This window comes from Paenibacillus sp. DMB20 (assembly GCF_000987955.1).
GTDB lineage: Bacteria > Bacillota > Bacilli > Paenibacillales > Paenibacillaceae > Paenibacillus_AQ.
Genome location: NZ_LAZU01000025.1, coordinates 285,982 through 300,097 on the forward strand (window position 1 = coordinate 285,982; position 14,116 = coordinate 300,097).

Consider the following 14,116-nt stretch of genomic DNA (forward strand, 5'->3'; position numbering starts at 1 on the left):
TATCATTATTCTTTGCCGGAAAACAAGGCTTTAAGATTCCTGTCATAAGGCGCTTTTATGACCCCTTTTTCGGTAATGATCGCCGTTACATATTCATTCGGCGTAATGTCGAACGCAGGGTTGAATACTTTTACGCCGGGAGGCGCCGTTCGTTTGCCGAAGCCTTCCGTAATTTCTTCCGCAGGCCGCTCCTCAATCGGGATGTCCGCACCGGTCGGCGTATTTAAATCGATTGTGGACAATGGGGAGGCTACATAGAACGGGATGCCGTGGGCCTTGGCCAGCACGGCCACGCCGTAGGTGCCGATTTTGTTGGCAACGTCGCCATTTGCGGCGATCCGGTCCGTCCCCACAATGACGGCTTGTACCCAGCCTTTGGACATGACCATCGCCGCCATATTGTCGGCAAGAAGGGTTACGTCGATGCCGGCCTGCTGAAGCTCGAAAGCGGTAAGGCGGGCACCCTGGAGCACGGGGCGGGTCTCATCCGCGAATACCTTGAAGGAGATGCCCCTCTCATGAGCCAGGTACATCGGGGCTAGGGCCGTTCCGTAACGCGCCGTAGCCAATCCGCCTGCATTGCAGTGGGTAAGGATCCCCATCCCGTCTTGAATCAACGGGAGCGCGTTCTCCCCGATCCGGCGGCATACCTCTTCGTCTTCGGCACGGATCGCATCGGCTTCCGCAAGCAGCTTACGGTTTAATTCGGTTATGCCGGCATTTGAAGGGGCCAGGCTCTCGGCCGCCCGTTTCATTCGGTCAAGCGCCCAGAACAAGTTGACCGCTGTCGGCCGGGAAGTGGCGAGATAAGCGCTGGTCTGCTTTACGTTTTCAAGCCAGTCGTCCACAGAAGTTCCGGTGAAGCCGAGCGTCCCGAGAACAACGCCGTACGCCGCAGCGATCCCGATGGCCGGCGCTCCGCGTACCTTCATGCTGTGGATGCCTTCCCATACTTCCTCCGGTGTAAACAGCTTTAAATGAATGATTTCTTCGGGAAGCAGCCGCTGGTCAAGCATCAGGAGATGATCGCCGCCCCAGGCAAGGGATCGGAGCTCGCTTACGGAAGATAGCGTGTGGATATTGTCATGACTCATAGGGATACCTCTTTCTCCGGGGTAGTCTGATAAACAAGCTGCAGCAAATCCTCCGCGCTGTTTACATTGCGGTGATGGCGGACGAGACGTTTTCCGATCGCGAGCGCTTGGCGTTGGGCCGTCTCGCGAATGCGCTCGTCTTGAATCTGGTCGATATCGGCCACATGGGCCAGGCCCACGATCCTTCGGATCATTTTACAGCCGGCATATCCGACGGCGTCACGCAGAACCTGTCGCAGATAGTAATCCTGGTAACCTGGGGTTTTGGCCATTTCATCCACCAGATCCTTGTCCCACAGTTCGCGGAACTCGGCCTCGAAGCGGTTCCAAACCTCGGCGGCCATGTCCAGCAGTCGGGCTTGTCTTGTTGAAAGTTCCTCACCGTTCCCATTCCAGCCCGGTTGTGCCGCATAGTTCAGCAGCAGATTGCCGATTACCGCGCCGATATCAAATCCCATGGGTCCGAAATAGGCGAATTCCGGGTCGATGACCTTGGTGGATTCCGGCGTAACAAAGACGCTTCCCGTATGGAGGTCACCGTGAAGCAGCGCCTGGCCGTGCGTGAGAAACTTCTCCCGGAGAAGGGCTACTTCGAATTGAAGGGGGAGATCGTTCCGGAGCGCTTCGGCTTCGTCCGCAATACGATCCGGGAAATTGTTGTTTGCCGAATGACGGTACGGATCTTCAAAGATCAGGTCCTCCGTAATTTTGCACAGATCCGGGTTTACGAAGCGGCCGGCCAGTTCTTTCTTTTCCTGCTGGTTCATACCGAGATCGGAAGTATAGAAGAGCGTTCTGGCGAGAAACCGCCCAATGTGCTCGGCAAAGCGCGGATAAGACATTCCATCGATTAATCCTTTTCTCATGATGGTGTACTCGCTGAGATCCTCCATGATCGTATAGGCAAGCTCGTCGGAATAAGCATAAACCTTCGGAACGAGATCAGGGCACAGTCGATGCTGAATTTCCAAAGCCTGGCGTTCGATGCGGGCACGGTTCAAGGACAGGGGCCAAGACTCGCCGACGACTTTTGCATAAGGAACAGCCTGTTTGATGATAATACTTTGAGCAGAGCTTTCGTCGGTTACTTGAAACACGAGATTTAGATTGCCGTCGCCGATCTCCCGGCAGGACAATCGGGCTTGCTCCGTAAAGTGGCCGGGAATCGTTCTCGCCAAATCGATGGCTTCTTCCTCGGTAAGCGGATGATATGCGGACATGCTGTATGGTCACCTCCATATATAATAGAAAAAAATAAATCCAACCTATTTAGTGGGTATAGTCAGTATAACGTGATTCGAACGGATTTTGAACCATTTTTTTAGAGATAAGAAAGCATAGCCTTCAGAGGGTTACCATCCTTATCTCGCAAGAAAAACTTCCCATAAATGCGGTCTGTCTTCAGAGAAAGTACGTCGATAGACGTTTTTCTTAAAAATGGAGCTGCAGGAACAGCGGCATGATTCGCCATTTGCCCTGTGGGGTAAACTACATGTGACGCCCGTAATCGTCCTGGATCAGACCATGCGGCCATTCGCAGAACCGTTTTTCCGTGCTGGAAGACAGCGCGCGGGTTCGGCATGTCCGGCTGCATGCGAGGGTGAATTATATATGGAAAAGGAAGGGATAGGAAATGGCTAAAACATCATCCGGCAAATCGGCCAGCAAAACGAAAAACTCCGGCTTGGAGCAAATGCTGAATCAGCAGGTGGCCAACCTGAATGTTCTTTACGTAAAGCTTCACAATTATCACTGGTACGTCAGCGGAGAACAATTCTTCTCCCTTCACGTTAAATTCGAGGAGCTTTATGATGAAGTGACTTTGAAGATGGACGAGGTTGCCGAGCGCATGCTTGCTTTAAAAGGACGTCCGGCGGCCACGATGAAGGAATATTTGGAGCTTGCCACCATTCAGGAAGCTGCGGGCAATGAAGATACCCGCGGCATGGTGCAGCAGCTTGTGGAAGATTTTGCGACCTTGTCGGAGGAACTGCAGGAAGGTATCGAAATGGCCGAAAAAGCCGAAGATATGCCGACTGCCGATATGCTGACGGGCTTTAAGACGGATTTTGAAAAACATATGTGGATGCTGCGTTCCTTTTTGGGATAGCCTGTACGGACCGTGGTCCTCTTAGCTTGCCGAATGCATAACCATCCGGCGACGATTCGAAGCTTCGACGGTACCGGATGACGCTTTTCGGCAGGCTAATACGGACGGCGAGGTTGAGGTTTTCGTTCTCAAAACAGGCATCAAATGCGGGCTTGGCCGAAAACAAACGGCCAGGCCTCTTTTTATTAAGGAACATGTTGGATCCGGCCTCCTTTTTATTCGAAAGAAGCCCGATTTTCGATTGGGGAAAACCGGTCTAGGGCGTGTTTGGCGGAACGTCCTTTTTGACGAATCTGTGATGGATGTCATAGCAGGCGGCTCGTCCGGTTGAAAAGAGTAATCTTTTATTATAAAATGACTTGAGAATCACTGAGAATCAATTTAGAATAATTATAATTAAAGAATGGCTAATTACTCTACAATTGATGGATGAAACCAGGGCGACTAATCCTGTTATCATATACACCACTATACCATAATCGACGGAGGGAATATCATATGTCCACGAAGTTTGTCATTGAAGGTTTGAAAGCAACGATCGAAGGCAAAGAAATCCTGAAAGGGATCAATCTGGAAATGAATGGCGGAGAGATTCATGCCATCATGGGTCCGAACGGAACGGGTAAGAGTACGTTGGCTTCGGCTCTTATGGGCCATCCAAAATATGAAGTTACCGAAGGCAGCGCGACCCTGAACGGTGAAGACCTGCTCGAGATGGAAGTTGACGAGCGCGCGCTGGCAGGACTGTTCCTGGCCATGCAATACCCCAGCGAAATTGCAGGCGTAACGAATTCCGACTTTCTTCGCAGTGCAATCAACGCGCGCCGCGGCGAAGGCAATGAGATTTCCCTCATTAAGTTCATCCGTCAGATGGAAGGCAAAATGAAGGATTTGGAGATGAATCCTGAATTTGCGCACCGTTACCTGAACGAAGGTTTCTCCGGCGGAGAGAAAAAACGCAACGAGATTCTACAAATGATGATGCTGGAGCCTAAGATCGTCGTTTTGGATGAAATCGACTCCGGTCTTGACATCGACGCCCTGAGAATCGTGGCGAACGGTGTCAACGCCATGAAGGCCGAAGACCGCGGCTTCCTGATTATTACCCACTATCAGCGTCTGCTTAACTATATTACGCCGGATTATGTTCATGTCATGATGCAAGGCCGTATCGTAAAATCCGGAGGACCGGAGTTGGCTGAGCGTCTGGAAGCGGAAGGTTACGACTGGATTAAGGAAGAGTTGGGCATCACGGACGAAACTGTAGGCCAAGAAGCGTAAATAGACGGGAGGAGGAGACGAAATGACAACACAAACCATTCTTCCGGTCAACGCTGAGGCCTTGAAGGCATTGTCCGCCGGAAAGCAGGAGCCTGCCTGGGTAACGGAAAGCCGCCTGGCGGCGCTGGAGCTTGCGGGGCGCCTGGAACTGCCTAAACTGGAAAAGCAGCGCATAGACCGTTGGAACATTCAAGCATTCGGCGAATACAAGGTAAACGGACAGCTGTCGTCTTTTGAGGAACTTCCGGAGGAGGCGGCCAAGCTTGTCGAAGGTTCAAGGGAAGGCGGCCTTCTGATTCAGCGAAATTCGGGCAACGTGTACTCGAAGCTGTCCGAGGAGCTGGCGGCCCAAGGGGTTATCTTTACGGATCTTGAAACGGCCGTTAAAGAGCATGAAAATTTGGTTAAGCCGTATTTGCATCAAGCCGTAAAATCGGATGAGCACGCGCTTTCCGCACTTCATGCGGCTACGTGGAACGGCGGAGTGTTCCTCTATGTACCGAAAAACGTCGAGGTTGAGCTTCCGCTGCAAGCGGTCATGCTGGCCGACGACGCCGGCGCCATGTTTGCGCCGCACGTGTTGATCGTTGCCGAGGCAAACAGCCGCGTAACTTATGTAGACAACTATGTATCCAATGGTTTGGCCGGACATGTGACACATATCGGCGCCGTTGAGGTGTTCGTCAAAAACGGGGCGAAGGTCCGGTTTGCTTCGGTCCATCAGCTTTCCTCCGACACGACGGATGTGACCTACCGCCGTGCCGTGGTAGAGAACGACGGTTCCATCGAATGGATCGTCGGGGAAATGAATGACGGGGATACCGCCAGCGATACGATGAGCGTTCTCCAGGGCAACGGTTCTTTATCGGATGCAAAAGTGATCGCGGTCGGCTCCGGTTCCCAGAAGGTAAACTATACCACCCAAGCCCGCCACTTCGGCAAAAGCTCTGCCAGCCAAATGATCACCCGTGCGGTAATGCGCGAAGAGGCTCAGGCGATCATCAACGGCATCACGAAAATCGAGAAGGGTGCCACCAAAGCCGACGGACAACAGACTGAACGCGTCCTGATGCTCAGCCCGAAAGCCCGCGGCGACGCGAACCCGATCCTGTTGATCGACGAGGATGACGTTACGGCGGGTCATGCGGCATCGGTTGGACAGGTGAACCAAGAGCAAATTTATTATCTGATGTCCCGCGGCATTTCCAAGACAACCGCCGAATCCCTGATCATTTACGGATTCCTGGCGCCGGTTGTCAGCGAAATTCCTCTGGAAGGTTTGCGCGACCGGCTGCAGGGACTCGTGGAAAGGAAGCTGGGACAATGAACGCCTCCATACGCGAGCAGTTCCCCATCCTTGACCAGGAGATAAACGGACACCCTCTCGTGTATCTGGACAATGCCGCTACGGCCCAGAAACCGCGGGCGGTAATCGAGGCCTTGAAGCATTACTACGAATGGGAGAACGCCAACGTTCATCGCGGCGTTCATACCCTCGGGAGCCGGGCGACCGACGCCTATGAAGGTGCCCGTCAGAAGGTAGCCCGTTTTATTAATGCCAAGAGCACGGAAGAAATCATTTTCACCCGGGGAACGACAACGGCATTAAATCTTGTCGCTTCGTCGTATGCCCGTTCCGTTTGCGGACCCGGCGACGAAATCGTCCTGACGGAAATGGAGCATCACAGCAATCTCATTCCGTGGCAGCAGGCGGCTTTGGCCACCGGAGCCACGCTGAAATATATACCGCTTCAGCCGGATGGAACTATCACGCTTGAAGATGTTGAAAAAACAGTGACGGAACGCACCAAGGTGATTGCCATCGCTTACGTCTCGAACGTGATGGGCGTGGTTCATCCGGTAAAGGAGATCGCGAAGATCGCCCACCGGAATGGCGCCGTAATCGTCATGGACGGCGCGCAGAGCACGCCGCACATGAAGGTCGACGTACAGGATCTCGACTGCGACTTTTATGCCTTGTCCGGGCATAAAATGTGCGCTCCGACCGGCATCGGCGCATTATATGGCAAAAAAGCCCTTCTGGATAAGATGGAGCCGATCGAATTCGGCGGAGAAATGATTAATGACGTCGGTCTTTACGAGTCTAATTGGAAAGAGCTCCCCTGGAAATTCGAGGGCGGGACGCCGATTATCGCAGGAGCGGTCGGACTTGGCGCAGCCATCGATTTTCTGTCCGACATCGGCATGGACGAAATCGAGCGGCATGAGAGCCGCCTTGCGGCCTATGCGATGAACCGCCTTGATGAAATTGAAGGCATCAGCCTTTACGGGCCTCGCGTTCGTTCCGTGGGCTTGATCACATTTAATCTGGGCGATGTTCATCCGCATGACGTGGCCACCGTCCTGGATGCCCAGGGCATTGCCATCCGTGCCGGGCATCACTGCTGCCAGCCGTTAATGCGCTGGCTGAAAGTATCTTCCACGGCACGCGCAAGCTTTTACCTGTATAATACAGAAGAAGACGTGGACCGGCTTGTCAACGCCTTAATCCAAACAAAGGAGTATTTTGGCGATGCAACTTGACGATTTGTACAGACGCGTCATTATGGATCATTATAAAAACCCTCGCAATCGCGGAAAATTCGAAGAAGGCGCCGTGACGATCGACTTGAACAATCCGACGTGCGGCGACCGGATTTCGCTGCAGCTTAAAGTGGAGGATGGCATCGTTCAAGACGCCAAGTACACCGGCGAAGGCTGCTCGATCAGCATGTCCTCCGCATCCATGATGACGGATGCCGTTAAAGGCAAGACTGTTGACGAGGCGGCGGAGCTGGCCTCCAGATTTTCCTCCCTCATGCAGGGCGAAGCGTGGAATTCAACGAATACGAGGATATTGAAGCCCTATCCGGTGTAAACAAATTTCCTGCACGCATCAAATGCGCAACACTTGCCTGGAATGCACTGCGAAAAGGAATAGACGGTACTGACGAGAAGCATTAAAAACGATAGGGAGGTAAGACAAATGGCCAAAAAAGCTCCTGAGTTGGAAGAGTACAAATATGGTTTCCGTGACGAACACAAGGCTGTTTTTCAAACGGGCAAAGGATTGACCCGCGAGATCGTTACCGAAATTTCGAAGATTAAAAACGAACCGGAATGGATGCTGGAATTCCGCCTGAAGTCTTTGGAACAGTTCGAGAAAATGGCGATGCCGAAATGGGGCGGAGACCTTAGCGAACTGGATTTCAACGACATTCAGTACTATGTCAGACCCTCGGAGAAGCAAGGAAAGACCTGGGAAGAGGTTCCTTCCGAGATTAAGGAGACCTTCGATAAGCTCGGCATTCCCGAAGCGGAGCAAAAATTCCTTGCCGGCGTATCCGCACAGTACGAATCCGAGGTCGTTTATCACAACATGCAGAAGGAGCTTGAAGATCAAGGCGTTATCTTTATGGACACCGATACGGCTTTGAGAGAGCATCCTGAAATTTTCAAGGAATATTTCTCGACGGTTGTTCCTCCGACGGACAACAAATTCGCGGCCCTGAACAGTGCGGTTTGGTCCGGAGGCAGCTTCATTTACGTTCCGAAGGGTGTCAAATGCGAGATCCCGCTTCAAGCATACTTCCGCATTAACTCCGAAAACATGGGACAGTTCGAGCGCACCTTGATCATTGCCGACGAGGACAGCTTTGTTCATTATGTAGAAGGCTGCACGGCTCCGATCTACAGCACGAACTCGCTCCACAGCGCCGTGGTAGAGATTATTTGCAAGAAGAATGCCCGTGTCCGGTATACGACGATTCAAAACTGGGCGCCTAATATTTATAACTTGGTTACCAAGCGTGCGGTTGCCGAAGAAAATGCGACCATGGAATGGGTCGACGGCAACATCGGATCCAAGCTCACGATGAAGTACCCTGCGGTTATCCTGAAGGGACGCGGCGCCAAAGGCATGGTTCTTTCCATCGCCGTTGCGGGCAAAGGCCAGCATCAGGATGCGGGTGCGAAAATGATCCACCTGGCTCCGGATACGACGTCCACGATCGTATCCAAATCGATCAGCAAGCATGGCGGCAAAGTGACTTACCGGGGACTCGCTTCCTTCGGCCGCAATGCGGAGGGCGCCAAAGCCAACATCAAATGCGATACGTTGATTCTCGATAACGAGTCTACTTCCGACACGATTCCTTACAACGAGATCAAGAACGATAACGTGGTTCTGGAGCACGAAGCTACGGTATCCAAAGTTTCCGAGGACCAGCTGTTCTACCTGATGAGCCGCGGTCTGAGCGAGGCGGAGGCTACGCAAATGATCGTGATGGGCTTCATCGAGCCGTTCACGAAAGAGCTTCCGATGGAATATGCCGTCGAAATGAACCGCTTGATCAAGTTCGAGATGGAGGGAAGCATCGGTTAACCTCGATTTCATCGTCTTCAATTTTATCAGTAACATGTAAATACGTGTCTGTAGTGACTTTCACGCTTGCGTGCTCTAGTCCTCGGACACGTATTTTATTTTTGCGCCGCCTTCAAGCAAGTGAACTGGTCGGTTTGCTGGCTTTAGCATGGAGTTGGGAGTTTCGTAAGCTGCAGCACCGATTGATGTGGCCTCCATCCAAATTAACGGGTAGTAGTCTTCGAAAAGCTTATTCTTAAGCCCATCAATTATATGATTGGATGGATAAACCTTATTTCCCTAATTATCTATAATGTGAAATATTAGTCTATCAGGCCTAGGAAAGTATTTCTATATAAGTTAAGATAATTTATAATAAGCCCTAGCAGTTCGTATGGCTGCCAGGGCTTATTAATTGTTAGGTTTCCCGCCGCATTTTAACTTATATCCATATGGAGGGTACTAAAATTGAATGTACGAATGATTCCGTTTGATTCGGCAATGCTTCAGGAATGCGTGGATTTGTATCAACACGTTTTCTCGAAGGAACCATGGTTTGACGATGAAGAACGGTCTGATGTGGAGCGTTATTTTAATAATTGTTTGAAAAACAACCAATTCGTAGGGTATGTCGTTAAAAAAGAAGACCGGATTATCGGGTTCTCCCTCGGTTTCATCAAACCATGGATCAAGGGCGAAGAATATTATATTGACCAATTTTGCATAGATTATCGTCTTCAAGGGCAAGGCATCGGAAGCTTTTTTCTGGATGAAATCAAAAAGGATTTATTAGAAAAGAACATTCATGCCATATTGTTGAATACCGAAAAAGGGGTTCCTGCTTACAGGTTCTATTTGAAAAACGGTTTTTCGGATCTTGAGGATTTGCGAACATTGGGTGCCGAGTTTTAGTCAACCGGATTCTTTTAAAGCTGGATTTTAAAAATCGAAAAAAATAATTTTTATCATGAACCGAAACGCATACCTCTGCATCTAACTTATGTACACTCTAAAAAAGCGAAGGGAGGTCTTACAATGTGATTGCTGATCCTGCTATGGAAGAAGAAGTCCTGCTTGCTCAGCACGGCGATCATGAACCTTTGGCAGATTGATTTTGAAATTCGAACGCAATCTTTATAACTTGGCCCGGTCTTATCTAAAGAAAGATGAGGATTGCGCCGATGCGGTACAAGAAGCCGTTTATAAATCGTTCAGGTCGATCAAGACGTTGAAAGAGCCTGCTTATTTTAAAACCTGGCTGTTCCGTATCCTCATAAACGAGTGTATTCAGTTATTGAGAAAGCAGAAAAGGGTTGAAATCGTAAACGGGCTGGAACGGGAGAGCAAGGAAGGGAACGCACCCTATGAAGCCGTTGAGTTTCATGAGGCTTTAGCAAATTTGGAATTTGATCTGCGCGTTGTGATACGGCTTTATTATTACGAGGATCTGCCGCTTCAGCAAATCGCCGAGATTTTAGGCGTTCCCAAAGGTACGGTCAAATCCCGGCTGCATCGGGCAAGGACAATCTTGGCGGATGAACTTAAATCTTCTGAGGAAAGGAACGTGGACTATGACCGACAATTAACACTGGAGTATCGTCATCGCGACCGTGCTCCAGTTCCTTACACCGAAAGAAAAGGATTCATTAACGGATTAATCGCTTTTTTCTATAGGAGAAATTCAACATTTTCAAACCGAATAATGATTAAAGGATGCAGGTGGTAAAAGTGGAAGAAGTTCATTTTCGAAGAATCAACGCCGGTACCGTGCTGGATATCTGCGATTTAAGTGACACGCTTTCTGACGAACAAAGGGAAATGGTAGCGGATAACGCCGTCTCTATAGCACAAGCTCATTTTTCAGAGAATGCATGGTTCAGGGGAATTTACGCCGACGATACTCCAATTGGTTTTATCATGCTGCACTATGGATCGGATTATGACGATGAAATCGATGTGGACGGCGCTTTTTTATGGCGCTTCATGATCGCGGGGCCTTACCAAGGCAAAGGGTATGGCAAACAAGCGATGAAACGGCTTATGAATCAATTAAAAGGACAGGGAATCCACGAATTGATAACGAGCTGCGGAGAAGGAGCGGGAAGTCCGCTTGGTTTTTATAAGGGTTTAGGGTTTACGCCCAATGGCGAAACGTTCGGGGATGAGATAGGTTTAGCCATCAAGTTCTAGAATGAGTTCGATAGGGGTTGTGATTGTCAAACTTCAATACATAGAGGTCTCCTGCCGCGGTAAAGTGCCCTGCAGGGAGGCCTTTTTGAAAATATCCGTTATATCTCACAGAAAACGCTATCGTCCGTAAGAAGGACGATAGCGTTGTTTGCATAACCAACCGTATACGAAGCAGATCCTAAAACAAAATTTCCTTGATAGCGATCTCGCGTTCTTTGGACAGGTCGATGAACCCGGCGGAGGTTTTGACGAGAGGGCGGAAATAGTCTAACGGGTTGGTCATGACGATGACGCCCGACTCGCCCGAGGTAAGGACGACTTTTTTGCCGATGAAATTCGGCAGCATGTGCTCGATAAACGCATGGGTCGGCTTCCCGTTCAATTGGCCGAAGCTGAGGCTGTAGAGCTCGCGGAGCACATGAAGCAGCTGCTGCTTCGACTGGTATACGCGGTTGGTCGACATGGCGCTATAAACATCCGCCACGGCTGCAATGTGGGAGTATGGATGGATAAGTTCGGCGCCGATGGCATTCGGATACCCCTTTCCGTCATCACGCTCGTGATGCTGCAGAGCGACCAGGGCGGTCAGCTCGTCATCCATGGATTCCCGGATGATCTCATACCCGTATATGGTATGAAGTTTGATTTCTTCAAATTCTTCCGAGGTCAGTTTCCCCGGCTTCTCCAGGATTTCCTTGGAAATTCGGCTTTTTCCGATATCGTGAAGATATCCGGCCCTGCCGATGTCATAAGCTTCTTCAACAGAGTATCCCATCCAGGTGGCCAAAAAGTAGGAAAGCATGCCTACCTGCATGGAATGCTTGTATGTATAATCGTTTTTATCGTTCAGAAGCAGAAGAAGGGATACGACATCTTTCTGTTCCATTAAAGAATCGACGACCGGCTGAAACGAATCGTTTACGACGCTTTCGTTGAATTTACCCGAGTGCAACGCTTCCGTAAAAACGGTTGCAAATCCGTCCATGGCTTGATCGAAGTACGGTTTGACCTTGCTCAATGATTCCGGCGTGTCGGATGACGGGTCTACAGAAATGAGCATCTCACGGGGCTCGATATCAATGTAGTCAATGCTGTGCTGCAAAAGCTTGGATATCTCCTCCAGGCTAAGAACCGTTCCTTTTTTAAGGACGTGGACACCGTTTCGGTTGTAGGCATCTTGCTGCATTTGATCACCGGGTATCAGATCCGTGACGTGTATTCTCAATTCGCTGCACCTCTTACCTGTTATTAAGTGGATATCCTACTAAAACATAAATCTATCATAGCAAGAAAAAAATGGATTATCAATAATTAAGATGGGTCGCAGGGCCCTCCAATAGCCTTCCATTGGGCCGGTTTTCCCATACTTTTTTGATCCTGAAGGACCCGTACGGTTTAATTCTTCGAAGGGGCAAGCATTGGCTACGCACTCCGAGCATCGAGGTGGAGTTGAGAAAACGGCATTCAATCGGCCAGACCGCAAGAAGCAGGATTTAAACCGTGTTTTTCGCATGTATCACCCGGAATTCTTGCGGGCTTCAATATACCATATTTCCCGTTAAAATGTTATGCTTGAAAGACCGGAAAAAATGATCATCGTACACGGGGAGGGGCCGCTATGGGTCAGATGGCGAATGATAAACTGACAATCCTGCACACGAATGATATCCACAGCCATTTCGAAATGATGAGTGCGAATGCGGCCGTTATTTCCCGGGAAAGAAATGGGGCCGGTGAAAGTGCAGCGCTGGTTCTGGATATTGGCGACCATATGGATCGGGCTGCGGCAGAGACTGAAGGAACGATGGGCCATGCCAATGTCGATGTCATCAATTTGACCGGCTATGACGCCATTACGATAGGCAATAACGAAGGCCTGACCGTACCGTCCGATGCCCTGGCGGCCGCTTATGCGGGACTGCAGTGTCCTGTTGTGTGCTGCAATATATACGAGAGTGCAGGAGGACAGCCTCCGAAGTGGATGAAAAAGCATATTCTCGTTGAGAAGAATGGGATTAAAATAGGGATAACCGGAGCGACGGCGGCCTTTTCAAGCTTTTACAGACTGCTTGGATGGGAAGCGGAAAATCCGGAAACCTCGATTGCCCGGCAGGTATCTCTTCTGCGGGATCATGTGGATGTGATAATCGTCATGTCCCATCTTGGCCTTAATGCCGATAAAGCCTTAGCGGAACATGTTTCCGGCATCGACGTCATTCTCGGAGGACATACCCACCACGTTCTGGAGGAGCCTCTGATGATAAACGGAACGGCCGTGTGCGGTGCGGGGAAATTCGGGAATTATGTAGGGAAGGTTGTATTCGAACGCGAAAAACCCGGTGAACGTTTTATTTTCAAATACGGATGCTGCATCCCGGTGACGCAGGCAGAGATGGATCCCGATGTGGAGAGGGCGATCCTGATTCACCGCCGGCAGGCTGAAGAGCAGCTGAGGGAAAATGTCGCGGTAACGGACAGAAAACTTCAGGTGGATTATGAGAAGGAGTCGCCATTCGCCAACCTGCTTGCGCAAGCGGTGCGAAACTTTACGAATACGGAGATGGCTATCGTTAACTCCGGCCAGCTCTTGGGCCCTCTTCCCGCGGGTGAAATCAGCACCGGAATGCTTCATGCCCTGTGTCCGTCACCGATTAATCCTTGCGTGGTTAATCTGAAGGGTTCCGACATCGTTCAGGCCCTGGAGGAGAGCCTGCTGCCGGAATTTTTCGGGATGGAGATCAGAGGTTACGGGTTCAGAGGAAAGGTGCTTGGGGGTCTCGCTCTCGACGGCATCGAAGTAACATATGACCAACATGGACCGGCCGGTCATAAAATCAAACGGGCTTCGATTCGGGGAGTACCGATTGACAAGGATCGTGAGTACAGGGTCGGCACCCTGGATATGTTCACCTTTAACGTCGGTTACGGGTCTCTGGCCAAAGGCCGGGACACCGTATATATGCTGCCGGAGCTGCTCCGGGACCTTCTCCGTGCAGAACTTTCTCGTCCGGGAGCTCTTCAGGAAAGCTTTTTTACCCGCTGGTTGTCCTGACATCCGACTATCTTCCTTTAGCCAAG

General features: G+C 50.5%; 12 protein-coding genes and 1 pseudogene. 10 read left to right on the forward strand and 3 right to left on the reverse strand.

All coding sequences use genetic code 11. The features are described 5' to 3' along the window. Positions 1-5 precede the first annotated feature (5 nt). Together mtnA and mtnK are read right to left on the reverse strand one after the other, a co-directional pair. Positions 6-1,094, reverse strand: coding sequence for an S-methyl-5-thioribose-1-phosphate isomerase (gene mtnA, locus XI25_RS12015; RefSeq protein ID WP_046678780.1), 1,089 nt, complete (start codon positions 1,092-1,094; stop codon positions 6-8). Next, the gene (gene mtnK, locus XI25_RS12020) at positions 1,091-2,314 is read right to left on the reverse strand and encodes an S-methyl-5-thioribose kinase (RefSeq protein WP_046678781.1); all 1,224 of its coding nucleotides are present in this window, start codon (positions 2,312-2,314) and stop codon (positions 1,091-1,093) included. The genes mtnA and mtnK overlap by 4 nt, the downstream gene beginning before the upstream one ends. A 413-nt stretch (positions 2,315-2,727) precedes the next feature. On the opposite strand from mtnK, the gene XI25_RS12030 reads away from it, so the two are divergent. From XI25_RS12030 to XI25_RS12070, 9 genes and pseudogenes are all read left to right on the forward strand, one after another. Then, positions 2,728-3,204: a Dps family protein gene (locus XI25_RS12030; RefSeq protein ID WP_046678783.1), complete on the forward strand. Its 477-nt coding sequence runs from the start codon at positions 2,728-2,730 to the stop codon at positions 3,202-3,204. A 498-nt stretch (positions 3,205-3,702) separates the two neighbouring features. Further along, complete coding sequence (gene sufC / locus XI25_RS12035) at positions 3,703-4,485, forward strand: Fe-S cluster assembly ATPase SufC (protein WP_046678784.1); 783 nt, start codon at positions 3,703-3,705, stop codon at positions 4,483-4,485. A 22-nt stretch (positions 4,486-4,507) separates the two neighbouring features. Continuing rightward, the gene (gene sufD, locus XI25_RS12040; RefSeq protein ID WP_046678785.1) at positions 4,508-5,812 is read left to right on the forward strand and encodes a Fe-S cluster assembly protein SufD; all 1,305 of its coding nucleotides are present in this window, start codon (positions 4,508-4,510) and stop codon (positions 5,810-5,812) included. Then, positions 5,809-7,029, forward strand: coding sequence for a cysteine desulfurase (locus XI25_RS12045; RefSeq protein ID WP_046678786.1), 1,221 nt, complete (start codon positions 5,809-5,811; stop codon positions 7,027-7,029). Before sufD ends, XI25_RS12045 begins: the two co-directional genes overlap by 4 nt. After that, positions 7,019-7,449, forward strand: a pseudogene (gene sufU / locus XI25_RS12050) (Fe-S cluster assembly sulfur transfer protein SufU). Before XI25_RS12045 ends, sufU begins: the two are co-directional and overlap by 11 nt. Before the next feature lie 22 nt (positions 7,450-7,471). Beyond that, positions 7,472-8,869 carry a Fe-S cluster assembly protein SufB gene (gene sufB / locus XI25_RS12055; protein WP_046678787.1) on the forward strand — a complete coding sequence of 466 codons (1,398 nt, stop codon included), beginning with the start codon at positions 7,472-7,474 and terminating at the stop codon, positions 8,867-8,869. A 447-nt stretch (positions 8,870-9,316) separates the two neighbouring features. Continuing rightward, complete coding sequence (locus XI25_RS12060) at positions 9,317-9,760, forward strand: GNAT family N-acetyltransferase (protein ID WP_200901412.1); 444 nt, start codon at positions 9,317-9,319, stop codon at positions 9,758-9,760. Between the two features lie 202 nt (positions 9,761-9,962). Further along, complete coding sequence (locus XI25_RS12065; RefSeq protein ID WP_235439835.1) at positions 9,963-10,574, forward strand: sigma-70 family RNA polymerase sigma factor; 612 nt, start codon at positions 9,963-9,965, stop codon at positions 10,572-10,574. Between the two features lie 2 nt (positions 10,575-10,576). Next, positions 10,577-11,038 (forward strand): GNAT family N-acetyltransferase, encoded by a 462-nt coding sequence (locus tag XI25_RS12070; RefSeq protein ID WP_200901413.1) that lies wholly within the window; start codon positions 10,577-10,579, stop codon positions 11,036-11,038. Positions 11,039-11,216: 178 nt separating this feature from the next. Here the strand turns inward: XI25_RS12070 and XI25_RS12075 are convergent, their stop codons facing one another. Further along, on the reverse strand, positions 11,217-12,263 hold the full coding sequence (locus tag XI25_RS12075) for an HD-GYP domain-containing protein (protein WP_046678789.1): 1,047 nt from the start codon (positions 12,261-12,263) through the stop codon (positions 11,217-11,219). A gap of 393 nt (positions 12,264-12,656) precedes the next feature. Between XI25_RS12075 and XI25_RS12080 the strand changes: the two genes are divergently transcribed. Next, complete coding sequence (locus XI25_RS12080) at positions 12,657-14,090, forward strand: bifunctional metallophosphatase/5'-nucleotidase (RefSeq protein ID WP_046678790.1); 1,434 nt, start codon at positions 12,657-12,659, stop codon at positions 14,088-14,090. The last annotated feature ends 26 nt before the right edge of the window (positions 14,091-14,116 follow it).

Excerpts from the sequence above, each read along its gene's own strand:
- mtnA (WP_046678780.1), bottom strand. The coding sequence starts at position 1,094 with ATGAGTCATGACAATATCCACACGCTATCTTCCGTAAGCGAGCTCCGA.
- mtnK (WP_046678781.1), bottom strand. The coding sequence starts at position 2,314 with ATGTCCGCATATCATCCGCTTACCGAGGAAGAAGCCATCGATTTGGCG.
- XI25_RS12030 (WP_046678783.1), top strand. The coding sequence starts at position 2,728 with ATGGCTAAAACATCATCCGGCAAATCGGCCAGCAAAACGAAAAACTCC.
- sufC (WP_046678784.1), top strand. The coding sequence starts at position 3,703 with ATGTCCACGAAGTTTGTCATTGAAGGTTTGAAAGCAACGATCGAAGGC.
- sufD (WP_046678785.1), top strand. The coding sequence starts at position 4,508 with ATGACAACACAAACCATTCTTCCGGTCAACGCTGAGGCCTTGAAGGCA.
- XI25_RS12045 (WP_046678786.1), top strand. The coding sequence starts at position 5,809 with ATGAACGCCTCCATACGCGAGCAGTTCCCCATCCTTGACCAGGAGATA.
- sufB (WP_046678787.1), top strand. The coding sequence starts at position 7,472 with ATGGCCAAAAAAGCTCCTGAGTTGGAAGAGTACAAATATGGTTTCCGT.
- XI25_RS12080 (WP_046678790.1), top strand. The coding sequence starts at position 12,657 with ATGGGTCAGATGGCGAATGATAAACTGACAATCCTGCACACGAATGAT.